The organism is Streptomyces sp. NPDC102406 (assembly GCF_044765725.1).
Lineage (GTDB): Bacteria > Actinomycetota > Actinomycetes > Streptomycetales > Streptomycetaceae > Streptomyces.
This window is the reverse complement of sequence record NZ_JBIWKP010000001.1, coordinates 1,531,677-1,556,451: the sequence shown is the minus strand read 5'-3', so window position 1 is coordinate 1,556,451 and position 24,775 is coordinate 1,531,677. Positions and strand designations below refer to the sequence as shown.

Below are 24,775 nucleotides of genomic sequence, written 5' to 3'. Positions count from 1 at the left end.
ATCTGCCGAACCGTTATCACCGGGCAGGCAACCATCGGCCCCGCGCAGCCGTCATCCCAGCGCAGTCACCCGTTCCGTACGCGCGTAGAGGAGGCATCCGTGCCGTTCCTGCGTGCCTTCGTGCGGACCGTCCGCATGATCCGCCACACCGGCCCGCTCGCCGCGGGCCTGCCGCCGGACGACGCCGTGCTGCTCGACGCCCCGGACGAACACCTCGCCCCGGCCCTGGTCGCCGCGGGCCGCGGGGAGTACGGGCCTGCCGCCAAGGTCCTCGCCCACACGCGTGAGGCGGCCGAGTGGGAGAACCGGGACCGCTACGTGCTGCGCCTGGCCGCCTTCGCCGCCTCCCGCCCCGAATGGTTCGACGCCTGGCAGTACGCGTCCCCGCACGACCCGGACCTGCTCCTCGTCAAGGCCGAACTGGCGGTGGGCCGGGCCTTCGCCTCGCCCGCCCGCGCCGAACTGCTCCGCGAGGTCACCCCACTGATCCTCGCCGCCGCCGAGGCCGACCCCCGCGACCCGGTCCCCTGGCGCGTCGCCCTGGACCACGCCCGCGGCACCAACGCCCCGCACACCGCCTTCGAGGACCTGTGGGCCCAGGCGGTACGCCGCTCCCCGCACCACTACGGCTGCCACGTCGCGGCGCTCCAGTACCTGTCGGCGGCCTGGTACGGCTCGCACGCCGAGTGCCTGGACTTCGCCGAGCGCGCCGCGCAGGACGCCCTGCCCGGCTCCCTCCTCAAGGCCCTGCCGGCCCGCGCCGCCTTCGCGTACCTGACCGCGCGGTCCCCCCGGGGCGTCCCGCGCGCCCGCCTGGACGCGGCGGCCGACCTCGCCGTCGAGTTGTCCCGCGCCTACGACACGGCCGACCCGTGGCCCGCCGAGGTACGCAATCTGCTGGTCTGCGTCCTGACCGAGCTGGAGCGCTGGCCGGACGCCCTGGAGCAGTTGCGGCTGCTCGGCCCGTACGCGACCTCGTTCCCCTGGGACCGGCTCTCCGAGGACCCGCTGGGCCGGTTCCTGGAGCTGCGCGACGGGGTCCGCCTGGAGGTCGCGGCCACCCTGCCGCTGCGCGGCGGACCGGCCGGCTCCGGCGACCATTACGCTTGAGCGTCGTGACCACCGTCCGGCTTCCGCTCTTCCCGCTCAACTCGGTGCTGTTCCCGGGGCTCGTGCTTCCGCTGAACGTCTTCGAGGAGCGTTACCGCGCCCTCATGCGCGACCTGTTGAAGGCGTCCCCCACCGATCCGACCGCCGCCCCCGACGACGTGAACGCCGACCCGGCCGTCTCCGACGAGCCGCGCCAGTTCGTCGTCGTCGCGATCCGTGACGGCCACGAGGTGGCGCCGACCGCGTCCGGCATGCCGGACGACATCACGACCAAGGAGGCGGGCGCGGGCCCCGCGGCGGGCTTCGGCGACGACCCGCTGGCGTCGTTCCACGGCACCGGGTGCGTCGCGGACGCGGCGACGATCCGTGAGCGCCCCGACGGCGGCTTCGAGGTCCTGGCCACCGGCACCCGCCGGGTCAGGCTGCACTCGGTGGACGCCTCCGGCCCCTATCTGACCGCCGAGGTCGAGGAGCTGCCCGAGGAGGACGGCGACGAGGCGGGCGCCCTGGCCGAGGGCGTGCTGCGCGCGTTCCGTACGTACCAGAAGCGGCTGGCCGGCGCCCGCGAGCGGTCGCTCACGACCGGCGCCGAGCTGCCCGACGAGCCGTCGGTGGTGTCCTACCTGGTGGCGGCGGCCGCGGTGCTCGACGTCCCGACGAAGCAGCGGCTGCTCCAGGCACCGGACGCGGCGTCCCGGCTGCGCGACGAGCTGAAGCTGCTGCGCGCCGAGACGGCGATCATCAGACACCTCCCGTCGCTGCCCGCGACGGAGCTGACGAGACAGGCGACCAGCCGCAACTGAGCGAAGGAACGGGCACGGTGGCGAAGAAGGCCAAGAAGCAGCAGTCCGCGGGCACCCCGGCGACGGTGGCGCTCACCGCCGCGGGCACCACGTTCACAGTCCACGCCTATGACCACGACCCGTCGCACCCCTCGTACGGCGAGGAGGCCGCCGAGGCGATGGGCGTCTTGCCCGACCGCGTCTTCAAGACGCTCGTCGCCGACGTCGACGGGCACCTGACCGTCGCCGTCGTGCCGGTGGCGGGCCGGCTCGACCTCAAGGCGCTGGCCGCCGCGGTCGGCGGCAAGCGGGCCGCGATGGCCGACCCGGCGCTCGCCGAGCGCACCACCGGCTACGTGCGCGGCGGGATCTCCCCCCTCGGCCAGCGCAAGAAGCTGCGTACGGTCATCGACTCCTCGGCCGGGCTCCACGCGACGATCTGCGTCTCCGCGGGCCGCCGCGGACTCGAAGTGGAGCTGGCCCCGGGCGACCTGGCGGCGCTCACCGACGCGGTGCTCGCTCCGGTCGGACGTGCGTGACCCCTCGACGCGGCACGGCGCTTCGACTAAGCACCAAGGACATGTCGAAGAAGACGCGCAAGCGCAAGTGGCGGATCAAAAAGAGCAAGGCCAACCACGGGCACCGGCCCGCCTGAGAACCTGTCCTTCGACCCGGGCCCCCGGCTGACCGCACGGCCGCCGCACCGTCCAGGACGACCCACGTCCTACGTTCGATCCGCCGATGCCCCTGGGAGGCCACCGCCATGCCGCTCCGCACCCCGTTCCCCGCCCCCCTGCGCGGCATCGTCCCGCCCCTGCTCACGCCGCTCACACCGGAGGGCGAGGTCGACGTCGACTCGGTGCGGCGGCTGGTCGGACACCTGATCGGGGCCGGGGTGCACGGCCTGTTCCTGCTGGGCTCCAGCGGGGAGGCGGCCTACCTGACCGACCACCGGCGCCGCACCGCCCTGGAGGCAGCGGTGGAGGCGGCGGCCGGCCGCGTCCCGGTGCTCGCGGGTGTCATCGAGACGACGACCGCGCGGGTCCTCGACCGGGCGAAGGACGCGGTGAAGGCGGGCGCGGACGCGCTGGTGGCGACCGCGCCGTTCTACACCCGCACCCACCCGGCCGAGATCGCCGACCACTTCCGGCGGCTGCGGGACGGCGCCGACCTGCCCGTCCTCGCCTACGACATCCCCTCGGCCGTGCACACCAAGCTGAGCCGCGACACGGTTCTCGCGCTGGCCGCCGACGGCACGCTCGCCGGGCTCAAGGACTCCAGCGGCGACGAGGGCTCCCTGCGCCGCCTCCTGCCCGCCCTGCGATCGGCCGCGCCCGCCTTCTCCGTGCTCACCGGCTCCGAACTCACGGTGGACGGCGCCCTCCTGGCGGGCGTCGACGGCGTCGTCCCGGGGCTCGGCAATGTGGACGCGCACGGTTACGTCCGCCTCTACGAGGCCGCCCGCGCCGGCGACTGGGAGAGCGCGCGGCGCGAACAGGACCGGCTCGCCGCGCTGTTCTCGATCGTCGACACCGGGGACCCGGCCCGGATGGGCGGCTCGTCCTCGGCGCTCGGCGCGTTCAAGGCGGCCGTCCACCTCCAGGGCATCATCGACTGCCCGGCGACCGCGGCACCGCAGACCCCGCTGAACGAGACCGAGACCGCCCGGGTACGCCGCCTCCTGGAGGAGGCGGGCCTGCGCTGAGCCGTGGGCATCTCAGAGCCTCACGCCCCGGGCGCTTCCTCCGCGGGGCGTGGGGCGTGCTCGTAGTAACCGGCGTACGGGTCGGGGTCCCGGGGCCCGAACAGGCCCGTGAGGCCGAGGTGGACCACCATCGCGGCCAGCGGCCAGGCGAGCAGCGCCCCCTTGGCCTTGAGCTGGAGCGGCGCGTCGAAGACGACCCCCTTGCCGACCTCCTTGGCGTGCGCGGCCACGTCCCGGGCGGGGCCGAGCCAGATCCCGAACCGCCAGGCGAGCACGCCGCCGAGCAGACTCCCCAGGGCGAGGCCGGCGACGAGGGGGACACCGCCGCGCTTGCGCCACAGGAAGACCACCAGCGCGCTGACCACGCCGAACGCGAGACCGAGCAGGGTGAACGTTCCGTCGACCCCGATGGCCTGCTCCCCCTCGGTGTCCTTGAGGTAGACCGCCGTGCTGTCCGAGACGAGCGGGATCCGCGGGGCGAGCCACAGCCACAGCGCCCCGAGCAGCAGACCGACGAGGGCGACGCCGACCGTCACGACGACGGCCTCGCGCAGCTCGGCCCGCAGCCCGGGACCGCTATCCTCGGGCGCGGGAGCGGGCGGCAGATGTCCCGTCCTCGGGTCGGGGGCCTGCCAGGGGTCACTGTGCCCGTTGTTGTGCGGGGGCTGATGGGGCGGCGGCGTCAGCGGTGCGGTCACCCTGCCATCGTGCCAGGCGTGCCTGGCGGGCGCGTCACCGGACGGCTGCCCGGCGATAGGCCCATGTGGCCACCGCGAGGGAGGCGGCGCCGACCGCCGCGCAGACCCCCAGGTCGAACAGGACGGCGGCCCAGTCGGGGTGGCCCCCGAAGGTCCGGGCGAACGCCTCGACGCCGTACGTCGAGGGCAGCAGGTCACGCGCGTACCGCACGATCTCCGGCATCCGGCCGGCCGGCAGCACGCCGAGCAGCAGCGCCGCCGACATGCCCAACTGGCCGAGCAGTGTGGCCAGTTCCGGCCGGGGCGCGAGCAGGCCGAGGGCGGCGCCGAGCCCGGCCAGGGCGGCGCCCGCCAGCGGGATCACGGCGCCGAGCACCCACAGGTGCGCCAGCGGCAGATCGAACATGGCGCAGCCGACGACCGCGGTGATGACGGTGCCGGGCACGGTGAACGAGGCGTAGGCGCCCGCGGCGCCGAGCACCACGGAGGCGGGCGGCACGGGCAGCGTCGCGTAGTGGTCGAGTCCGCCGGCCGCGCGCAGTTGCCCGAAGTACTGGGCGAGCAGGTTGAGCGCGACGAACGCGACGACCAGCACCGCGGAGCCCGCCACGACGGCCCGTGCCTCGCTGCCGCCCCGGTCGACCACGCCCCGCATGAGGATCATGATGCCGATGGACTGGAAGGTCGCCACGAACAGCAGCGGGATCCGGGCGACGCGGGCCCGGGAGAGCTGGGCGCGGTAGACCGCGGCGAGCGACGGCAGGAACCGGGCGCGGGGCGCGAGCCCGTCGTCGGCGGCCAGGGCCGGCGCCAGGTGTTCGCCGGTGCGCTGCCGCACGGCTTCCGCGGATACGGCACTCATGCCTTCACCAGGCCCTTCACGCTGCTGCGGCTGCCGCCGAGTGCCAAGTACACGTCCTCCAGGCTCGGGGTGGCGAGCGTGAAGTCGTCGAGGGAGTCGAAGGCCGGGCCGCCGGTGACCGCGGCGACGGCGGCGCGGGCCGCGTCCGGGGGGAGCCTGAGCGACCAGCGGCGTCCGGCCTCCACGGCGTGCTCGCGCAGCCGGGCGACCTCGGGGAGCCGCACCGGGGCCGTCTCGCGCCACACCAGTTCCACCCGCACCTCGCCGGCGACGCGGTCCTTGAGCCCGGCCGGGGTGTCGCAGGCGATGACGCGGCCCGCGTCGAGGACGGCGACGCGGTCGAGGACGGTCTCGGCCTCGATGACGTTGTGGGTGACGAGCAGGACGGTCGTGCCGCGCTCGGCACGCCTGCGGTCCACCGCGGCCCACACGGCACGCCGGGCGACGGGGTCCATGCCGGTCGTCGGCTCGTCGAGCACGAGCAGGGGCCGCTCGCCGACCAGCGCGGCGGCGAAGCACGCGAGGCGCCGCTGTCCGCCCGAGAGCTTCTTGAGGGGGCGCGCGGCGAGCGGGGTGAGCCCCAGTTCCTCCAGGACGTCGTCGCGCTCGGCGCGGGCGGCCTTCAGGGGCAGGCCGCGCAGCCGCCCGGTGGTCTCGGCGGCGAGGGAGACGGTCAGCTCGTCGAGGGCGGTCGACTCCTGGCCGAGGTAGGCGAGGATGCGCGCGGCCCGCTCCGGGTGGCGCACGATGTCGTGGCCGAGGATCTCCACGCTTCCGGCGTCGGGCCGCATCAGCCCGGTGAGCTGGCGTACGAGGGTGGACTTGCCGGCGCCGTTCGGCCCGAGCAGCCCGAAGATCTCCCCGCGCCCGATGTCGAGGCGTACGTCGTCGGTGGCCCGCACCTCGGGGGTCGCGGGGGCCCCACGCCGGCCGCGCACGGCGGGATAGGTCTTGCGCAGTCCCCGCACCGCGCACACGACAGCGTCCCGTACAGGGGCCGGGGCGGCGTCAGCGGTGCGCGTACTCACGAGGAACGAGGGTACGGGGTCCGGCCCGCCCCATTGCGCGCGGGGCCGGACAAATGAGGCGGGGTGTCGCCGGGTGCGCGGGCCCCCGCGCGGGAGGCGTCAGTCCGCCGCGGCGGCGTGTTCGGCGGTCCGTACGTCGATCTCGCGCCAGAATCCGGCCCGGATCGCGTACCGGTCGTGCTCGTCGATCTGGTCGTCCTTGTGGGCGAGGAGACCGAAGCGTGCCGCGTACCTGAGCAGCTCGCCGTCGATGCGGTGCGGCACGCGCGGGTACATGGTGGCCAGCTTCTGGAGCTGGCCGGGGTCGGCGAGGCGGGCCATCCACCGGCGCGCGAAGACCTGCCCGACCTCGTACGGGTCGCCGCTGACGGTGGTGATGTCCTCCTCGCGGTCGGCCCAGCGCTGCTCGGCGGTGGTGAGCTGCGCGAGCGTCGGCAGGGAGGCCGCCTCGGGGGGCTCACCGCCGCCGCCCGGGCCGCCGGGGCGCTCCACCCAGCCCTTGTCTGAGGACCAGCGCAGGGTCGCGTTCGTGGGGTGCTGGGGGGCCGGCGCCGCGCCCGTGGCGGGTGCGCGCAGCGCGGCCAGGTCCTTGGGCGTGGGGACGACCTTGTGGGCGCCGGCGCGGTCCTCGGCGTCGCCCTCGGCCGGGACGGCGGGCGGATGCCGCTCGGGCTGGGCGTCCACCCCCTCGTCCACCGGGCGGGCGGTGGCGGCCGGTGCGGATTCGGGCAGCGGGGCGGAGAGGATCGCGGCGATCTCGGGGCGCGGCACCGGCTGGGGGGCGCAGATGCCGCCGAGTTCCTTGGCGCGGACGGCCTTGGTGATCCAGGTGCGGTCGAGCACGCGCCGCTCGTCGGCCTCGGCGACGAGGTCCTCGGACTGGTTGTAGTCGCCGTCGGCGGCCTGCACGGCCCACAGGTGGACGGCGACGCCGTGTTCCTTGGCGGCCATCATGCCGGGCAGCAGGTCGCCGTCGCCGGTGACGAGGACCACGTCGGAGCAGGCGCGGTTGCGGGCCAGCTCGGTCAGCTCGGCGTGCATGGCCGCGTCGACGCCCTTCTGGGCCCAGCGTCCGTCGCTGCGGGTCAGGGCGCCGAGCCGGACGGTGACCCGGGGCATGACGCGCAGCCTGCGGTGCTCGGGCTGGGGGACGCGGTCGGGGGCGCCGTCGAACCAGTAGATGCGCAGGAGCTGGCGTTCGGTCTCGGTCTCGGCGCGTTCGCGCAGGCCCTGGATGAGGGCGGTGTGATCGACGTGGATCCGGGAACGGGAGGGTTCGCCCGCGAGGAGGCTCGCGGCGGCCCCCAGGAGATATCCGGCATCCACCAGGACGATGCAGCGGTCCACGCGGTCCACCCTCTTTCGCCGACTTCCGACAGTCCGGACGCGCTCACGGGGCGGCGCCCGCGGGTTCGCTTCGGGTTTCCTTCGAGTCTGCCCGACGGCGCGGGGGTTAACGGCCCGAACTCGATCTTCGGCGTGGCGGATGGGGTGAAGGGGGTGGGCGTGCGCCCCGATCCCCCGCGTCACGGACGGTAATTGCCCGATATGCGATCTTTGTCCGCCCGTGTGAATCTGAATCCGAAGTTGGCCCCCAGATCTCCCAATCTCCCCCATAGGAGGCAGATCACCATGGCCAAGAACAAGAATCGCAAGCAGGGCGGCGACCAGAACCGCGCCTCCCTGGCCGACCAGGCGCCGGAGCAGTCCAAGTCGGCGGCCGAGACCCAGTCGGCGATGGAGCCGCAGGTCATGGGCAACCCGTCGGACGTCGCGCGCAAGCACCAGAAGCGCTTCGGCCACAACTGAGGCCCTGCTTGAGACAGTTGGTATGTGACGAGGGACGCACCCAGGATCCGGGGTGCGTCCCTCGCGTGCGTACGGCGGCGGCTCAGCCCGCCAGGCAGGCCGGACCCAGCAGCACCTTCAAGTCGCCGTAGAGCGCCGGGTCGGGCTTCACCCGGTGCCGGTCGAGCCGCAGCACCGTGGTCTTGCGCGGCCCCTGGAGCTTGATCCGCACCTCGCTGTCGCCCCGGTGGTTGGAGAGGATCTCGCCGAGGCGGCTGACCATCGGCGGGGTCACCTTGAGCGCCGGGATGGTGAGGACCACCGGCGCGTTGGTGCCCGCGTTCGACAGGTCGGGGACCTGCATCTCCATGGCGACCAGGCGCGGCACGTCCTCGCGCTTGTCGAGGCGCCCCTTGACGAACACCACGGCGTCCTCGACGAGTTGGGTCGAGACGAGCTGATACGTCGCGGGGAAGAACATGCACTCGATGGAACCGGCGAGGTCCTCGACGGTCGCGATCGCCCAGGCGTTGCCCTGCTTGGTCATCTTGCGCTGGAGGCCCGAGATGATGCCGCCCACGGTGACGACGGCACCGTCGGAGAAGTCGCCGCCGGTGAGCTGGCCGATGCCCGCGTCCGCCTTGTCGGACAGCACGTGCTCCAGGCCGAACAGCGGGTGGTCGGAGACGTAGAGGCCGAGCATCTCCCGCTCCTGGGCGAGCAGGTAGGTCTTCTCCCACTCGTCGGTGGAGAACTCGACGTCGAGTCCGAAGCCGGGTTCGCTGCTGTCCTCGTCGCCCATGCCGCCGAAGAGGTCGAACTGACCCTCGGCCTCCTTGCGCTTCACCGCGACCACGTTGTCGATCATCGGCTCGTACTGCGCGGTGAGGCCCTTGCGGGTGTGCCCCATCGTGTCGAACGCGCCCGCCTTGATGAGCGATTCGGTGGTCCGCTTGTTGCAGGCGGCGGCCTCGACCTTGTCGAGGTAGTCGGGGAACGACTCGAACTTCCCCTTCGCCTTGCGCGAGCGGATGATCGAATCCACCACGTTGGTACCGACGTTGCGCACGGCCTCCAGGCCGAAGAGGATCACGTCGTCGCCCTGGGCGGCGAAGTTGTGCATCGACTCGTTCACGTTCGGCGGGAGCACCTTGATGCCCATGCGGCGGCACTCGTTGAGGTAGATCGCCGACTTGTCCTTGTCGTCCTTGACGGAGGTCAGCAGCGCCGCCATGTACTCGGCCGGGTAGTTGGCCTTGAGGTACGCGGTCCAGTAGGTGACCAGGCCGTACGCGGAGGAGTGCGCCTTGTTGAACGCGTAGCCGGCGAACGGCACAAGGACGTCCCACAGGGCCTGGATCGCCTCGTCGGAGTAGCCGTTCTTCTTCGCGCCCTCCTGGAACAGGACGAAGTTCTTCGCCAGTTCCTCGGGCTTCTTCTTGCCCATCACGCGGCGCAGGATGTCGGCCTCGCCGAGCGAGTACCCGGCGATGATCTGCGCGGCCTTCTGCACCTGCTCCTGGTACACGATGAGGCCGTAGGTCAGGCCGAGCGTCTCCTTCAGGGGCTCTTCGAGCTCCGGGTGGATCGGCGTGATCTCCTGGCGGCCGTTCTTGCGCTCCGCGTAGTTCGTGTGCGAGTTCATGCCCATCGGGCCCGGCCGGTACAGGGCCGAGACGGCGGAGATGTCCTCGAAGTTGTCGGGCTGCATCTGGCGGAGCAGCGAGCGCATCGGGCCGCCGTCGAACTGGAAGACGCCGAGCGTGTCACCGCGGCAGAGCAGTTCGAAGGTCTTGGGGTCGTCCAGCGGGAGCGAGAGCATCTCCAGGTCGATGCCCTTGTTGGCCTTCACCATCTTGACGGCGTCGTCCATGATGGTCAGGTTGCGCAGGCCCAGGAAGTCCATCTTCAGCAGGCCGAGCGACTCGCACTGCGGGTAGTCCCACTGCGTGATGGTGACGCCGTCGGTGTGCCGCACCCAGATCGGGGCGTGGTCGACGATCGGCTCGCTGGACATGATCACGCCGGCGGCGTGCACGCCCATCTGCCGGACCAGGCCCTCGACGCCCTTGGCGGTGTCGATGACCTTCTTCACGTCCGGCTCGTTCTCGTACATCCCGCGGATCTCGCCGGCCTCGCTGTAGCGGGGGTGCGAGGGGTCGGTGATGCCGGAGAGGTCGATGCCCTTGCCGAGGACGTCGGCGGGCATGGCCTTGGTGAGGCGGTCGCCCATCGCGTACGGGTAGCCGAGCACGCGCGCGGAGTCCTTGATCGCGTTCTTGGCCTTGATCTTGCCGTAGGTGCCGATCATGGCGACCTTGTCGGCGCCGTACTTCTCCGTCACGTACCTGATCACCTCGACGCGCCTGCGCTCGTCGAAGTCGATGTCGACGTCGGGCATGGAGACGCGCTCGGGGTTGAGGAACCGCTCGAAGATCAGACCGTGCGTGATCGGGTCGAGGTCGGTGATGCCCATGGCGTACGCGACGATCGAACCGGCCGCGGAGCCACGCCCCGGGCCCACCGCGATGCCGTTGTTCTTGGCCCACATGATGAAGTCGGCGACGACCAGGAAGTACCCCGGGAACCCCATCTGGATGATGATGTCCATCTCGTACTCGGCCTGCTTCTGCCGGTCCTCGGGGACACCGCCCGGGTAGCGGCGCTCCATGCCGCGGCGGACCTCCTCCTGGAACCAGGTGACCTCGGTGTAGCCCTCCGGGATGTCGAACTTCGGCATCAGGTCGCGCTTCTCGAACATGCCGGTGGTGTCGATCTGCTCGGCCACCAGGAGGGTGTTGCGGCAGCCCTCCTGCCAGGCGTCCGAGGAGTCCACGGCGTACATCTCGTCGGTGGACTTCAGGTAGTAGCCCGTCCCGTCGAACCGGAAGCGGTCCGGGTCGGAGAGGTTCTTGCCGGTCTGGATGCACAGCAGGGCGTCGTGCGCGGTCGCCTCGTGCGCGTACGTGTAGTGCGAGTCGTTCGTCACAAGAGGCGGGATGCCGAGCTTCTTGCCGATCTCCAGGAGCCCGTCGCGCACCCGGCGCTCGATCTCGATGCCGTGGTCCATCAGCTCCAGGAAGTACCGGTCCTTGCCGAAGATGTCCTGGTACTCGGCGGCCGACTTCAGGGCCTCGTCGAACTGGCCGAGGCGAAGACGCGTCTGGAGCTCACCGGAGGGGCAGCCGGTGGAGGCGATCAGGCCCTCGCTCCACTGCGAGATCGTCTCCTTGTCCATGCGCGGCCACTTCTGGAGCCAGCCCTCGGCGTACGCGTCCGAGGACAGCTTGAAGAGGTTGTGCAGGCCCGTCTTGTTCGCCGCCCAGATCGTCTTGTGCGTGTAACCACCCGAACCGGACACGTCGTCGCGCTTCTGGTGCGGCTGGCCCCACTGGATCTTGCGCTTGTTGCGCCGCGACTCGGGGGCCACGTACGCCTCGATGCCGATGATCGGCGTGACGCCCGCCTTCTGGGCCGAGTGGAAGAAGTCGTACGCCCCGTGCAGGTTGCCGTGGTCGGACATCGCGATGTGCGTCATGCCCATCTCGTTGCACGCGTTGAACATGTCCTTCAGCCGCGCGGCCCCGTCCAGCAGCGAGTACTGGGTGTGGACGTGCAGGTGCGTGAAGGGCGGTTTCGACACGGTCGGTGCTCCAATGGCGGGCGGTCGGCGACAGGGCGGGGACAGCTTGGAAGTCTACGACCGGCGAGTGACAACCGACGGGCACTCCGGAGTACGGTCGGGCGTTGGACAGGACACAAGACCCGTCCTGCGTGTCACACAAGCCCACGCACCACCCGTACCAGGAGGCACCCGGCGATGTCGGTCCCGCAGCCCACCGCTGAGCAGCGCGGCGAGGAGATCCTCGCCGTCTTCGACACCGCGTTCGGCGAGCTCCTCGCCGCGGACCCCGCCGCGTTCCGGGTCAAGTTCCGCAAGATGGCCGCCTCGGCGTTCGCCTTCTACCGGGGCACGGCCTGCCTGTTCTACCGCGACGTGGAACGCGAGCAGCACGGCGGCCCGTACCTGGACGACCGCACCAGCCGGGTGTGGATCCACGGGGACCTGCACGCGGAGAACTTCGGCACGTACATGGACGCGACGGGCCGGCTGATCTTCAATGTGAACGACTTCGACGAGGCGTACGTCGGCCCGTTCACCTGGGACCTCAAGCGGTTCGCCGCCTCGGTGGCGCTGATCGGCTACTCGAAGGCGCTGAGCGACGAGCAGATCACCGACCTGGTGCGCACGTTCGCGGGGGCCTACCGCGAGCGCATCCACGCGCTGGCCACGGGCGCCAAGAGCGACGAGGTGCCGCCCTTCACCCTGGACACGGCCGAGGGCGCGCTCCTGGACGCCCTGCGGGACGCCCGTTCGCTGACCCGGTTCGGGCTGCTCGACTCCATGACGGAGATCCGCGACTTCGAGCGCCGCTTCGCCGAGGACGGCGGCTCCATCGAGCTGGACGCGGCGACCCGCTACAAGGTGCTCGCGGCCTTCGACGGCTACCTGGAGACGCTGCCCGAGTCGTCGCTGACGCGCCCGGACTCGTACCGCGTGAAGGACGTGGTGGGCCGCCGGGGCATCGGTATCGGCTCCGCGGGCCTGCCCTCGTACAACATCCTCCTGGAGGGCAACAGCGACGCCCTGGAGAACGATGTCGTGATCTACATGAAGCAGGGCCAGACCCCGGCCGTCTCGCGGCACATCACCGACGAGGCGATCCGCGGCTACTTCCAGCACGAGGGCCACCGCACCGTCATCTCGCAGCGCGCCCTCCAGGCGCACGCCGACCCGTGGCTCGGCTGGACCGAGCTGGACGGCTCCGGCCAGCTCGTCGCCGAGGTGTCGCCCTACGCGGTGGACCTGGACTGGAGCGACATCGACGACCCGGAGGAGATCACGGCGGTCGTCGCCGACCTCGGCCGGGCCACGGCGGCGATGCACGCGGCGGCGGACGACCTCTCGGGCCAGTCCCTCGTGCCGTTCTCCACGGAGCGCGCCATCGACGCGGCGATCGCCGCCGACGAGGACGGCTTCGCGGGCCTCCTGGTCGACTTCGCGCACACCTACGGGGCACGCGCGCGTGCGGACCACCAGATCTTCGTCGACCTGTTCCGCAACGGCAGGATCCCGGGCCTGACCGCCTGAGACACCGGCCCGCACGATTCCATAACGCACAGCCACCCTTTAGGCACCGCCTACCGAAACCCATGGCACACTCTGCCGCGATGGACGACATATCCGGGGCCGTATCCGGGGCCCAGCTCAGAGCCGTGCGCGCGGCACTCTTCACGGCGCTCGTCGTGACGCTCTCCGCCGCGTCGCACGTCCTGCTGTCCCGGGTCCCGCTGCCGCTCACGACGGTCGCCGCGATCAGCGCGGCCGTCTTCGTGATCGCCTACGCGCTGGCGGGCCGCGAGCGCGGCTTCGGCCGGATCGCGGCTCTGCTCGTCCCGCTGGAACTGGCCGCCGACACGGTCTTCACCACCGGCCAGCACGTCTGTTACGGCGAGGCGGGCGGCCCGGTCGCCGGTCCCCTGCGCTCCTTCGGCCTCGACGTGCTGTGCGGCGGGACCGTCGGCACACCGCTGGCCCGGATGACCGGCACCGGCTCCGACGAGGCCGCCGCCCTTCTCGCCCACAGCGACCCGGCGGCGTCCTGGCTGCTGCTCGGCGCGCACGTCACGGTCGGCCTGCTCGCGGCCGGCTGGCTGCGCCGCGGGGAGCAGGCCCTGACCCAGGTGCTGCGCGCGGTGGCCGCGTTCGCGTTCCGCCCGCTGCTCATCGCCTTCGCCGCGGTCACCGCCCACCCGGCGCCCGGCCCGCGACGGCCGCGCCCCGCCTTCCGCGCGCGGGCCGTGCGCCCGCCGATCCTCCTGCACTCCGTGGGACGCCGGGGACCGCCGTGCCGGGCCGCCCGAGCCTGAGCACGACAGTCCCCGAATCACTGACTTCACACTTCACGGAGCAACAGATCATGAGCAAGCGCAACAGCCAGCAGGCGAAGACGGCGGCCCGCGAGCGGCTGCGGATCGAGCGGGAGCGCCAGGCCAAGAAGGACAAGGCGAAGCGGCAGGCGATCGTCGCCGGCTCGATCGTCGGTGTCCTCGCGATAGCCGGCGTCGCCAGCTACCTGGTGCTCCAGGGCAACAAGCCCTCCTACTGGGAGGCCGCCAAGGACGACGCCCTGGTCGCGCCCAAGAACACCAGCGGCAAGAACAACACGACGGTGATCCTCGGCAAGGACTCGGCCAAGAAGACGATCATCGCGTACGAGGACTCGCGCTGCCCGGTCTGCGCCGCCTTCGAGCAGGCCGTCGGCCCGACGCTCAAGAAGGACATGGACGCCGGCAAGTACAAGATCCAGTACGTCGGCGCCACCTTCCTCGACACCAACCTCCAGGGCGAGGGCTCGAAGAACGCGCTGAGCGCGCTCGGCGCCGCCCTGAACGTGTCGAAGGACGCCTTCTGGGACTACAAGGAAGCGCTCTACTCCGCGAAGTGGCACCCGGAGGAGACCGACGACAAGTTCAAGGACGACGCGTACCTCATCAAGATCGCGAACACCGTCCCGGAGCTGAAGGGCGACAAGACGTTCCAGAAGAACGTCAAGGACGGCACCTTCGACAAGTGGGCGCTGGAGATGTCGAAGCTGTTCGACGACAACAAGTACGGCGTCCAGGGCACCCCGTCCTTCGTCCTGGACGGCAAGAAGCTCACCGGCTCCGACGGCGAGAACGCGCCGGGCTCGGTCGCCGACTGGAACGCCGCGGTGGACAAGGCCCTCAAGTCCTAGAGCGAGTCCAGGAAGCCGAGCGCCACCCGCCAGGTGGCCTCGGCGGCCTCCTCGTCGTAGTCGGGCAGCTCGGGGTCGGTGTAGAGGTGACCGGCCCCGGCGTACCGGTAGACCTCGACGTCCGCGCCCGCGCGCCCCATCTGCAGGTACCAGGCGGTCAGCCAGTCGTCCGTCTCGTACGGGTCGGGCTCGGCGACGTGGAGCTGGACGGGGAGTTCGTCCACGGTCGCGTTCGCCGCGAGGTCGGACGTGCCGTGCAGCAGCAGCAGCCCCTTCGCCTTCGCGTCACCGAGGGCGAGGGTCTGCGCGGTCGCGGCGCCGAAGGAGAACCCGGCGTAGACCAGGCCCCGGTCGGAATAGGGCGCGGCGGCCAGCACGGCGCGCTTGAGCAGTTCGTCCTTGCCGACCTCGTCCCGGTGCGCCATGCCCTCCTCGACGGTGTCGAAGGTGCGGCCCTCGAAGAGATCAGGGGTCCACACCTCGTGTCCGGCCCCGCGCAGCCGGTCGGCGGCGGCCTCCACAGCGGGCCGCAGTCCGTACGTCGAGTGAAAAAGCATGATGTTCATGGGGCCCATGGTGCCAGGAACGCCGCAGGTTAGAGGTGCGCGATCCCGGTTACCGTCGAGGGATGGAGAACGTACTGCGCCCGCTGATCGTTGTGGGTGGCTCGGTCGTGCTCACGCTCCTCATCGGGTGGGCCGTCGACCGACTGCTGCAACGTGCCGACCGACGCCATCACGAGACTCCACTGTGGGGACTGCTGCGCCGCTGCCGCCTGCCACTGCAACTGGTGCTCTGCGCGGGCTTGTTGCAAGGCTCCTACGATCAAGCACAGATCACCGAGGAACACTCCGCCGCGGTCGGCAGGACGCTGGCCCTGGTGCTGATCGGCGCCACCGCCTGGCTGATCGTCCGGATCGCCACCGCCGTCGTCGAATCGACCTACGCCCGCTACGCCACCAGCCACCACGACGCCGCCCGGGTCCGCCGGGTCCGCACCCAGGTCACTCTGATCCAGCGCATCGTCACAGCCGTCGTCGGCGTCATGGCGGTCGCCGCGATGCTGCTGACCTTCCCCGCGTTCAAGGCCGCCGGCGCCTCCCTGCTGGCCTCGGCCGGAATCCTGGGCATCGTCGCCGGTGTCGCCGCCCAGTCGACGCTGGGCAACCTCTTCGCGGGGTTCCAGATCGCGTTCGGCGACATGGTGCGGATCGGCGACACCGTCGTCGTGGACGGCGAGTGGGGCACCGTCGAGGAGGTCACCCTCACCTTCCTCGCCGTCCGCACCTGGGACGAGCGCCGGATCACGATGCCCGTGTCGTACTTCACATCGAAGCCCTTCGAGAACTGGTCGCGCGGCGGCTCCCAGATGACCGGCACCGTCTTCCTCCACCTCGACCACACCGCGCCCGTCCCGCAGATGCGCGAGAAGCTGCACGACATCCTGCTCGACTGCGCCGCCTGGGACGGCCGCGACTGGAGCCTCGCCGTGACCGACACCACCCCCAGCACCATGCAGGTGCGGGCGGTGGTCACGGCCAAGGACGCGGACGACATATGGACGGTCCGGGTCACGGTCCGCGAGCAGTTGCTGCGCTGGCTGACCGAGCGGCACCCGTACGCGCTGCCGCGGGTCAACACGGCGACGGCCCTCATAGGCCCGGAGGAGATCGGCACGTCCCTGCCGGACCATCATGTCCTCATGCGGGACGGCCGCGCCCCGCGCACCGGCCGCGGCTGACCCGGCGCGCCTACCGCAGGCTGCGCACGTCCAACTGGCGCAGCACCCGGTCGACGACCTCCGGGTCGGCGCCGGGTTCGCTGCGCGCGGCCAGCACCTCGTGGCGGGCCGCCGACAGCATCTCGTTCTGGATCCTGCGCACCCGCTTGATCCGGGCGAAACGCTTCGCCTGCGTGGCACGCCGCTCCTCCGCGCCCATCTCGGGGTTGATGCGCAGGCCGATGTCGTACGCGCGCCGCAACATCTGCTCCTGCACGTCCTCGGGCAGCTCCTCGACCTCCTCGATCTCCTTGAGGCGCCGTTTCGCGGCCTTGGCGGCGCGCAGGGCGAGGTCCTGCTCGTACTTCTGCTCCAGCTCGGTGTCGGCCCGCACCCCGAGCTTCTTCACGAGCCAGGGCAGGCTGAGCCCCTGGAGGATCAGGGTCGCCATGATCACCCCGAAGGCGATGAAGATGATCTCGTCGCGTTTCGGGAAGGGCGACTTGTCGTCCATGGTCAGCGGGATGGCGAGGGCCAGGGCGACAGAGGCCACCCCGCGCATCCCCGACCACCACATGATGACGGTCTCCCGCCAGCTCACCGGGATCTCCTCGGCGACGTCGCGCCGCGCGTGCAGCCGCTGGGTCACCCAGGTCATCGGCAGCAGCCACAGCAGGCGTACGACGATGACGACCCCGACGACGGCGGCCGACCAGCCCAGCATCTCGCCCCAGTGGCCCTCCGCCGTCCGTACGACGTTGTGGACCTCCAGACCGATGAGGCCGAAGGCGACGCCGGTGACGAGGGTGTCGACGACGTCCCAGAACGCGCGCCCGGTCAGCCGCGTGAGCACGTCGTCGGCGTCGAAGGCGCGCTCGGCCAGGAACATGGCGACCGTCAGGACGGCGAGCACGCCCGAGCCCTTCAGCTCCTCGGCCAGCACGTAGGACGCGTACGGGACCAGGAGCGTCAGGCCGATCTGGAGGGTGGCGTCACCGAGGTAGCCCATGAGGCGGTTGGCGGCCCAGCCGAGCGCCACGCCGACGACGATGGCCACGACCGCGGACAGGACCAGTTGGAGCGCGGCGTGCGGCAGCGAGAAGCTGCCGCTGACGGCGGCGGAGATCGCGACGTGGTAGAGCACGATCGCGGTCACGTCGTTGAACAGGCCCTCGCCCTCCAGGATCGACACCAGGCGCCGGGGCAGCCCGAGTTGACCGGCGACGGCGGTCGCGGCGACCGGGTCGGGGGGTGCCACGAGCGCGCCGAGCGCGACGGCGGCGGCGATCGGCAGCCCCGGCACGACCGCGTTGGCGACCCCGGCGACCGCGGCCGTGGTGACGAAGACGAGCGCGACGGCCAGCAGGAAGATGGGCCGCTTGTTGGCCGCGAACTGCCGCCACGAGGTGCGGTGCACGGCCGCGTAGAGCAGCGGGGGCAGAACCAGCGGAAGGATGAGGTCCGGGGGGATGTCGACGTTGGGCACGGCACGGATCAGCGCGAGGACGATACCGAGCAGCGTCATCAGGACGGGTGCGGGCAGCTTGAGCCGGTCGCCGAGCGGCACGCTCAGGACGGCCCCGAGCAACAGCACGAACAGCAGGGCCAATTGATCCACGGGGGCTCCGACCAGAGTCGACGATCAAGGACTTCCGGTCTCAAGAGTGCCACGCGAATCCGGGCAAACCCCCTCGGCCCGAGCCGCGCTCCGCCACAAGGGCCCCAGAAGCACCGCAAGCCCGGGAGGCCGGGCCCCCGCGCGTCAGCCCAGGCTCTTGCGCATCGCCCGGTGCGGGATCCCGGCGTCCGGGAACTCCGGCCCGTACGCGACGTACCCCAGCCGCTCGTAGAAGCCCAGCGCGTGGGTCTGCGCGTGCAGATCGACCGCGGCGAGCCCCCGCTCCCGGGCCGCGTCCTCGATGGCCCGCACGAGGGCCGCGCCCACGCCGAGACCCCGGGCGGCCTTCGTCACGGCCAGCCGGCCGAGGGCTCCGACGTCCTCGGCTCCCCCGTTCTTCGCGGTGGCGGCCGGGCCGGTCAGCAGCCGGCCCGTCCCGAGCGGCAGCCCGTCTCGCCGGATCGCCAGCACATGGACGGCCCCGGCGTCGTACGCGTCGTACTCGATGTCCTCGGGAACACCCTGCTCACCGACGAAGACGTCCTTGCGCACGGCGAAGCACGCGGCACGGTCCTCGTCGGCCCCGGCCACGCGCACGACGTAGGAACCGGCACTCACTCGCTCTCCGCCCGGACCCGGTCGAGCGCGACCTGCAGGTCCTCGGGGTAGTCGCTCTCGAACTCGACCCACTGCCCGTCGGCCGGGTGCTCGAAGCCGAGCCGCACCGCGTGGAGCCACTGCCGGGTGATCCCGAGCCGCTTGGCGAGCGTCGGGTCGGCGCCGTAGGTCAGGTCGCCGACGCACGGGTGCCGGTGGGCGGACATGTGCACGCGGATCTGGTGCGTACGGCCCGTCTCCAGCTTGATGTCCAGCAGGGAGGCTGCCCGGAACGCCTCGATGAGGTCGTAGTGCGTGACCGAGGGCTTGCCCTCCGCCGTCACGGCCCACTTGTAGTCGTGGTTCGGGTGGCGTCCGATCGGCGCGTCGATGGTGCCGCTCATCGGGTCGGGGTGCCCCTGCACGAGCGCGTGGTAGCGCTTGTCGGGCACGCGCTCCTTGAACTGCCGCTTCAGCGACGTGTACGCACGCTCGGACTTGGCGACGACCATCAGCCCGGAGGTGCCGACGTCGAGGCGGTGCACGATGCCCTGGCGCTCGGCGGCGCCGGACGTGGAGATCCGGTACCCGGCGGCGGCGAGGCCGCCGATGACGGTCGTGCCGGTCCAGCCGGGGCTCGGGTGGGCGGCGACCCCCACGGGCTTCACGATGACCACGATGTCGTCGTCGTCGTGCACGATCTCCATGCCCTCGACGGGCTCGGCGACGATCTGTACCGGAGCGGGTGCCTGCGGCATCTCCACTTCCATCCAGGCCCCGCCGTGCACCCGCTCGGACTTGCCCACGACCGAACCGTCCACCGTGACCTTCCCGGCGGCGGCGAGCTCGGCGGCCTTGGTACGGGAGAAGCCGAACATGCGGGAGATGGCGGCGTCGACACGCTCGCCCTCCAGGCCGTCGGGCACGGGCAGGGTGCGGAGTTCGGGAATGGTGCTCACGCATCGAGTATGCAGGAGGGCACCGACAGCCCCGTACCGCAGCCCTGTCACCTGGGCCGCGGCCTCAGTCCTTGTGGACGGTGCCGTCCGGGTCGATCCCGCGGAAGGACAGCAGCACGATCAGGATGCCGCCGCACACGATCGCGGAGTCGGCGAGGTTGAAGACGGGGTAGTTCTTCGGCGCGATGAAGTCGACGACGGCGCCCTCGAAGACGCCCGGAGCACGGAAGATCCGGTCGGTGAGGTTGCCGAGCGCCCCGCCCAGCAGCAGCCCGAGCGCGATCGCCCACGGCGTGCTGTAGAGCTTCTTCGCCAGCCGCGCGATGACGACGATCACCGCCGCCGCGATCAGCGTGAAGACGATCGTGAAGGCCTCGCCGATGCCCCAGGCGGCCCCGGGGTTGCGGATCACCTCGAGCTGGAGCCAGTCCCCGAGCACGCGGATGGAGTCGCGGTGCTCCAGCTTCGCGACCACGATCAGCTTGCTGACCAGGTCCAGGGCGTACGCCAAGGCGGCCACGGCGAAGAGCACGACGATGCGCCGCCTGCCGCGGGAGGGCACGGCGGCGGCCTCCTCGGGTGACGGGTCGGCCGGTGATGCGGCCCCGGCCGCCTTTTCCGGCTTCTCCGGCTCCGCTGCCCCCGCCTCGGGGGAATCCGGCGTACCGATGATGCGCTCCGCCTCTGTCACGTGAGTCCCTCAACCTAGTACCTGACTGAGGACGAGAGTACGGCACACACGCGCGGCCCCCCAGGGACGGTGCGGCCCCGGGGCCCTCAGTAGCGGCGCTCCTGCTTCTGCTTGCACTCCACGCACAGGGTCGCCCGGGGGAACGCCTGCATCCGCGCCTTGCCGATGGGGTTGCCGCAGTTCTCGCAGAGCCCGTACGTGCCCGCGTCCAGCCGCTCCAGGGCCCGCTGGGTCTGGGACAGCATCTCGCGGGCGTTGGCGGCCAGCGACATCTCGTGCTCGCGCGTGATGTTCTTCGTCCCGGTGTCGGCCTCGTCGTCCCCCGCCCCGTCCCCCGAATCCCGCATCAGACCGGCCAGCGCCGCCTCCGCCGCCTCGATCTCGCTGTCGAGGCGCAGCGACTCGCTCTGCAGCTCGGCCCGCGCCTCCTCGACCTCGTCCGGGGTCCAGGGGTCCTCCCCGGGCCTGACGGCCAGCTCACCGGGGTCCACGTCGGAATCCCGCGCCTTGGGAACCGCGCCGGGCTCCTGCGCCGCCGTGGCCGTGCCCTGAGTCTTCTTCGCAACCACTGTCGTGGCTCCCGTCTTCTTCGCGGCCTCTGCCGCGCCCTCGGTGCCGGCCTTCCCGGCCGTACCGGTCGCCTTCTTTGTCGTACGTTTCCCCGCCGAGGCCGCTCCGGCACCGCTTTTGCCCGCCGCCTTCTCGGACTCTCGCCTCGCCACCATGGCCGCGGCCCCTTCACATATTGTGATCTTGCACGTGAATCGTGCTGGGACGATAAATCGACTCGGGGCCCGCGGCAACGGGGCGCGCACCGCCATCCGGCCCCCTCCCCCGCGCTCCACGGCCGGTGGGCGCTCCTGGCGCCGTCCGGGATCGGTCACCGTACGTATCGCCATTCGGGTCACGACGCGCAGGCGCACGCCGCGCCGCGCGCCCCCGGGAAAACCGGTCCTGGGCCTCGCCCCCGGCGCCGTACACTGGGCGGAGCGAGAGGCGTGGATGGGGCCGAGTAGCGGCGTACGCAGCCAAGAGCGATCCGGGGACGGTGGGAGCCCGGAGGCGAGCGCGGCGTGAAGATCACCCCGGAGCTGCCGGAAGAAAGCCGCGAGGCGAGTAGACCCGGCGTCGCGACCCCAATGAGGGGGCTCACCGGAGCACACCAGGCACCGGAGGGCCAAGGAGGGTGGTACCGCGGGAGCGCGCCGCACACGGCGCGGCATTCTCTCGTCCCTCCGACGGAAGGAAGCACGTCCGCCGGAGGAAGACTGATGACGCAGTACCGTCAGGTGCCCGCCCAGGTCGATCTGCCCGCCCTCGAGCACGCGGTGCTCGACTTCTGGCGCGAGCAGAAGATCTTCGCCAAGACCCTGGAGCAGTCCGAGGGACGCCCCGAGTGGGTGTTCTACGAGGGCCCGCCCACGGCCAACGGCATGCCGGGCGCCCACCACATCGAGGCCCGCGTCTTCAAGGACGTCTTCCCGCGCTTCCGCACCATGCGCGGCTACCACGTGGCCCGCAAGGCGGGCTGGGACTGCCACGGCCTCCCCGTGGAGCTCGCGGTCGAGAAGGAGCTGGGCTTCAGCGGCAAGAAGGACATCGAGGCGTACGGCATCGCCGCGTTCAACGACAAGTGCCGCGAGTCCGTGCTGCGGCACACCGACGCCTTCGCCGAGCTCACGACCCGCATGGGGTACTGGACCGACCTCGACGACCCCTACGTCACGATGGACCCCGAGTACATCGAGTCGGTCTGGTGGTCGCTGAAGGAGATCTTCGGCAAGGGGCTGCTGGTCCAGGACCACCGCGTCGCCCCCTGGTGCCCGCGCTGCGGCACCGGCCTCTCCGACCACGAGCTGGCGCAGGGCTACGAGACGGTCGTCGACCCCTCGGTCTATGTCCGTTTCCCGCTCACCTCCGGTCCGCTGGCGGGCCAGGCGTCGCTCCTGATCTGGACGACGACCCCCTGGACCCTGGTCTCCAACACGGCGGTCGCCGCCCACCCCGAGGTCCGCTACGTCGTGGCGACCGACGGCGAGCAGAAGCTGGTCGTCGCCGAGCCGCTCGTCGGGAAGGCGCTCGGCGAGGGCTGGGAGACGACCGGCGAGTCCTTCACCGGCGCCGAGATGGAGCGCTGGAAGTACCAACGTCCGTTCGACCTCGTGGAGTTCCCGGCGGAAGCCCATTTCGTGGTGAACGCCGAGTACGTGACGACCGAGGACGGTACGGGCCTGGTCCACCAGTCCCCCGCCTTCGGTGAGGACGACCTCAAGGTCTGCCGCGCGTACGGCCTGCCGGTGGTCAACCCGGTCCTGCCCGACGGCACCTTCTCCCCGGACGTCCCCCTCGTGGGCGGTGTCTTCTTCAAGAAGGCCGACGAGGCGCTCACGGAGGACCTGAAAAACCGCGGCCTCCTCTTCAAGCACCTTCCCTACGAGCACAGCTACCCGCACTGCTGGCGCTGCCACACGGCGCTGCTGTACTACGCGCAGCCGTCCTGGTACATCCGCACCACGGCCGTCAAGGACCGCCTCCTCCAGGAGAACGAGAAGACCAACTGGTTCCCGGAGACCGTCAAGAACGGCCGCTTCGGCGACTGGCTCCAGAACAACATCGACTGGGCGCTCTCCCGCAACCGCTACTGGGGCACCCCGCTGCCGATCTGGCGCTGCGAGGAGGACCACCTCACCTGCGTCGGCTCCCGCGCGGAGCTGACCGCCCTGACCGGCACGGACCAGTCGTCCCTCGACCCGCACCGCCCGTACATCGACGACATCACCTTCACCTGCACCCACGAGGGCTGCTCGGCGACGGCGGTGCGCGTGCCCGAGGTCATCGACGCCTGGTACGACTCGGGTTCGATGCCGTTCGCGCAGTGGGGCTACCCGCACAAGAACAAGGAACTGTTCGAGTCCCGCTACCCGGCGCAGTTCATCTCCGAGGCCATCGACCAGACACGCGGCTGGTTCTACACGCTGATGGCGATCGGCACCCTGGTCTTCGACGAGTCGTCGTACGAGAACGTGGTGTGCCTCGGCCACATCCTCGCCGAGGACGGCCGCAAGATGTCCAAGCACCTGGGCAACACCCTGGAGCCGATCCCGCTGATGGACCGGCACGGCGCGGACGCGGTGCGCTGGTTCATGGCGGCCGGCGGCTCCCCGTGGGCGGCCCGCCGCGTCGGCCACGGCACGATCCAGGAGGTCGTCCGCAAGACGCTCCTCACGTACTGGAACACGGTCGCCTTCCAGGCCCTGTACGCCCGTACGTCGAACTGGGCGCCCAGCGCGGCGGACCCGGCCCCGGCCGACCGCACCGTCCTGGACCGCTGGCTCCTGTCCGAGCTGCACCAGCTCACCGACGAGGTCACCAAGGCCCTGGACACGTACGACACCCAGCGCGCCGGCAAGCTCCTCTCGGCGTTCGTCGACGACCTGTCGAACTGGTACGTGCGCCGCTCGCGCCGCCGCTTCTGGCAGGGCGACAAGGCCGCGCTGCGCACCCTGCACGACGTGGTGGTGACGGTCACGCAGCTCATGGCGCCGCTGACGCCGTTCATCACGGAGCGGGTCTGGCAGGATCTGGTCGTCCCGGTCACCCCGGACGCCCCGGAGTCGGTGCACCTGTCGACGTGGCCCGAGGCCGACCGCTCGGCGATCGACCCGACCCTGTCGACGCAGATGGACCTGGTCCGCCGCCTGGTGGAGCTGGGCCGCGCCACGCGCGCGGAGTCGGGCGTCAAGACCCGGCAGCCGCTGTCGCGGGCGCTGATCGCGGCGTCCGGCTTCGACGCGCTGAGCCCCGAACTGCACGCGCAGATCACCGAGGAGCTGAACGTCTCCTCCCTGGCCTCGCTCGCCGAGGTCGGCACCTCCCTGGTCGACACGACGGCCAAGGCGAACTTCCGGGCGCTGGGCAAGCGCTTCGGCAAGCGCGTCCAGGACGTCGCGAAGGCGGTCGCCGCGGCGGACGCGGCGGCGCTCTCCCTCGCCCTGCGTGAGGGCACGGCCTCGGTGGAGGTCGACGGGGAGACCGTCACGCTCGCCCCCGACGAGGTCATCATCACGGAGACCCCGCGCGAGGGCTGGTCGGTGGCCTCCGACTCCGGCGCGACCGTCGCCCTCGACCTGGAGCTGACGGAGGAGCTGCGTCAGGCGGGCCTGGCCCGCGACGCGATCCGCCTGATCCAGGAGGCCCGCAAGAACAGCGGCCTGGACGTCGCGGACCGGATCGCCCTGCGCTGGACGTCCACGGACCCGGCGGTGATCTCGGCGCTGTCCGAGCACGCCGGTCTGATCGCCGACGAGGTCCTCGCCCCGGACTTCGCGCAGGGCGAGGCGGACGACACGTACGGCGCCCCGTTCACGGACGAGGGCCTGAGCCTGGAGTTCCGCCTCCGCAAGGCGTAGGCAGCACG

At 71.4% G+C, this 24,775-nt stretch carries 21 protein-coding genes; 10 read left to right on the top strand and 11 right to left on the bottom strand.

Features of this window, described 5'->3' with window-relative positions; genetic code table 11:
* The first annotated feature begins 135 nt into the window (after positions 1 to 135).
* From ACIRF8_RS07135 to ACIRF8_RS07120, 4 genes are all read left to right on the top strand, one after another.
* The gene (locus tag ACIRF8_RS07135; RefSeq protein ID WP_404212327.1) at positions 136 to 1,110 is read left to right on the top strand and encodes a hypothetical protein; all 975 of its coding nucleotides are present in this window, start codon (positions 136 to 138) and stop codon (positions 1,108 to 1,110) included.
* Positions 1,111 to 1,115: 5 nt separating this feature from the next.
* Positions 1,116 to 1,913 (top strand): LON peptidase substrate-binding domain-containing protein, encoded by a 798-nt coding sequence (locus ACIRF8_RS07130; RefSeq protein ID WP_404211672.1) that lies wholly within the window; start codon positions 1,116 to 1,118, stop codon positions 1,911 to 1,913.
* A 17-nt stretch (positions 1,914 to 1,930) separates the two neighbouring features.
* The gene (gene ybaK, locus ACIRF8_RS07125) at positions 1,931 to 2,431 is read left to right on the top strand and encodes a Cys-tRNA(Pro) deacylase (RefSeq protein WP_404211670.1); all 501 of its coding nucleotides are present in this window, start codon (positions 1,931 to 1,933) and stop codon (positions 2,429 to 2,431) included.
* Between the two features lie 224 nt (positions 2,432 to 2,655).
* Positions 2,656 to 3,597 (top strand): dihydrodipicolinate synthase family protein, encoded by a 942-nt coding sequence (locus ACIRF8_RS07120; protein ID WP_404211668.1) that lies wholly within the window; start codon positions 2,656 to 2,658, stop codon positions 3,595 to 3,597.
* A 20-nt stretch (positions 3,598 to 3,617) separates the two neighbouring features.
* On the opposite strand, the gene ACIRF8_RS07115 is transcribed toward ACIRF8_RS07120, so the two are convergent.
* The 4 genes from ACIRF8_RS07115 to ACIRF8_RS07100 all read right to left on the bottom strand — a co-directional run bounded on the left by ACIRF8_RS07115 (position 3,618) and on the right by ACIRF8_RS07100 (position 7,532).
* Positions 3,618 to 4,295 (bottom strand): DUF2567 domain-containing protein, encoded by a 678-nt coding sequence (locus tag ACIRF8_RS07115; protein WP_404211666.1) that lies wholly within the window; start codon positions 4,293 to 4,295, stop codon positions 3,618 to 3,620.
* A gap of 34 nt (positions 4,296 to 4,329) precedes the next feature.
* Positions 4,330 to 5,157, bottom strand: a complete 828-nt coding sequence (locus ACIRF8_RS07110) for an ABC transporter permease (protein WP_404211664.1) — start codon at positions 5,155 to 5,157, stop codon at positions 4,330 to 4,332.
* Positions 5,154 to 6,134: an ABC transporter ATP-binding protein gene (locus ACIRF8_RS07105; RefSeq protein WP_404212325.1), complete on the bottom strand. Its 981-nt coding sequence runs from the start codon at positions 6,132 to 6,134 to the stop codon at positions 5,154 to 5,156. The genes ACIRF8_RS07110 and ACIRF8_RS07105 overlap by 4 nt, the downstream gene beginning before the upstream one ends.
* 150 nt (positions 6,135 to 6,284) lie before the next feature.
* Entirely contained in the window at positions 6,285 to 7,532 is a 1,248-nt protein-coding gene (locus tag ACIRF8_RS07100; protein ID WP_404211662.1) for an NYN domain-containing protein, read from the bottom strand.
* Between the two features lie 285 nt (positions 7,533 to 7,817).
* On the opposite strand from ACIRF8_RS07100, the gene ACIRF8_RS07095 reads away from it, so the two are divergent.
* Positions 7,818 to 7,994 (top strand): hypothetical protein, encoded by a 177-nt coding sequence (locus tag ACIRF8_RS07095; protein ID WP_404211660.1) that lies wholly within the window; start codon positions 7,818 to 7,820, stop codon positions 7,992 to 7,994.
* Between the two features lie 82 nt (positions 7,995 to 8,076).
* Here the strand turns inward: ACIRF8_RS07095 and dnaE are convergent, their stop codons facing one another.
* Positions 8,077 to 11,616 (bottom strand): DNA polymerase III subunit alpha, encoded by a 3,540-nt coding sequence (dnaE, locus tag ACIRF8_RS07090; RefSeq protein WP_404211658.1) that lies wholly within the window; start codon positions 11,614 to 11,616, stop codon positions 8,077 to 8,079.
* A gap of 177 nt (positions 11,617 to 11,793) precedes the next feature.
* Here dnaE and ACIRF8_RS07085 point away from each other — a divergent pair, with 177 nt between their 5' ends.
* The 3 genes from ACIRF8_RS07085 to ACIRF8_RS07075 all read left to right on the top strand — a co-directional run bounded on the left by ACIRF8_RS07085 (position 11,794) and on the right by ACIRF8_RS07075 (position 14,773).
* On the top strand, positions 11,794 to 13,125 hold the full coding sequence (locus ACIRF8_RS07085) for a DUF2252 domain-containing protein (RefSeq protein ID WP_404211656.1): 1,332 nt from the start codon (positions 11,794 to 11,796) through the stop codon (positions 13,123 to 13,125).
* A gap of 80 nt (positions 13,126 to 13,205) precedes the next feature.
* Entirely contained in the window at positions 13,206 to 13,904 is a 699-nt protein-coding gene (locus ACIRF8_RS07080) for a hypothetical protein (RefSeq protein ID WP_404211654.1), read from the top strand.
* A 50-nt stretch (positions 13,905 to 13,954) separates the two neighbouring features.
* The gene (locus ACIRF8_RS07075; RefSeq protein WP_404211652.1) at positions 13,955 to 14,773 is read left to right on the top strand and encodes a thioredoxin domain-containing protein; all 819 of its coding nucleotides are present in this window, start codon (positions 13,955 to 13,957) and stop codon (positions 14,771 to 14,773) included.
* Here ACIRF8_RS07075 and ACIRF8_RS07070 read toward each other — a convergent pair.
* Entirely contained in the window at positions 14,770 to 15,339 is a 570-nt protein-coding gene (locus ACIRF8_RS07070; protein ID WP_404211651.1) for a dienelactone hydrolase family protein, read from the bottom strand. The genes ACIRF8_RS07075 and ACIRF8_RS07070 overlap by 4 nt on opposite strands.
* Before the next feature lie 62 nt (positions 15,340 to 15,401).
* On the opposite strand from ACIRF8_RS07070, the gene ACIRF8_RS07065 reads away from it, so the two are divergent.
* A complete protein-coding gene (locus tag ACIRF8_RS07065) occupies positions 15,402 to 16,514 on the top strand; it encodes a mechanosensitive ion channel family protein (protein WP_404211649.1) in 1,113 nt (370 codons plus the stop codon).
* A 10-nt stretch (positions 16,515 to 16,524) separates the two neighbouring features.
* Here ACIRF8_RS07065 and ACIRF8_RS07060 read toward each other — a convergent pair whose 3' ends face one another.
* The 5 genes from ACIRF8_RS07060 to ACIRF8_RS07040 all read right to left on the bottom strand — a co-directional run bounded on the left by ACIRF8_RS07060 (position 16,525) and on the right by ACIRF8_RS07040 (position 21,083).
* Positions 16,525 to 18,111, bottom strand: a complete 1,587-nt coding sequence (locus ACIRF8_RS07060) for a Na+/H+ antiporter (RefSeq protein WP_404211647.1) — start codon at positions 18,109 to 18,111, stop codon at positions 16,525 to 16,527.
* 144 nt (positions 18,112 to 18,255) lie between these two features.
* Positions 18,256 to 18,729, bottom strand: a complete 474-nt coding sequence (locus tag ACIRF8_RS07055; RefSeq protein WP_404211645.1) for a GNAT family N-acetyltransferase — start codon at positions 18,727 to 18,729, stop codon at positions 18,256 to 18,258.
* On the bottom strand, positions 18,726 to 19,667 hold the full coding sequence (locus ACIRF8_RS07050; protein WP_404211643.1) for an RluA family pseudouridine synthase: 942 nt from the start codon (positions 19,665 to 19,667) through the stop codon (positions 18,726 to 18,728). Before ACIRF8_RS07050 ends, ACIRF8_RS07055 begins: the two co-directional genes overlap by 4 nt.
* Before the next feature lie 64 nt (positions 19,668 to 19,731).
* Positions 19,732 to 20,358: a signal peptidase II gene (gene lspA / locus ACIRF8_RS07045; protein WP_404211641.1), complete on the bottom strand. Its 627-nt coding sequence runs from the start codon at positions 20,356 to 20,358 to the stop codon at positions 19,732 to 19,734.
* A gap of 86 nt (positions 20,359 to 20,444) precedes the next feature.
* The gene (locus ACIRF8_RS07040; RefSeq protein WP_404211639.1) at positions 20,445 to 21,083 is read right to left on the bottom strand and encodes a TraR/DksA family transcriptional regulator; all 639 of its coding nucleotides are present in this window, start codon (positions 21,081 to 21,083) and stop codon (positions 20,445 to 20,447) included.
* Between the two features lie 546 nt (positions 21,084 to 21,629).
* Between ACIRF8_RS07040 and ileS the strand changes: the two genes are divergently transcribed.
* Positions 21,630 to 24,767 carry an isoleucine--tRNA ligase gene (gene ileS / locus ACIRF8_RS07035; protein ID WP_404211637.1) on the top strand — a complete coding sequence of 1,046 codons (3,138 nt, stop codon included), beginning with the start codon at positions 21,630 to 21,632 and terminating at the stop codon, positions 24,765 to 24,767.
* Positions 24,768 to 24,775 lie beyond the last annotated feature (8 nt).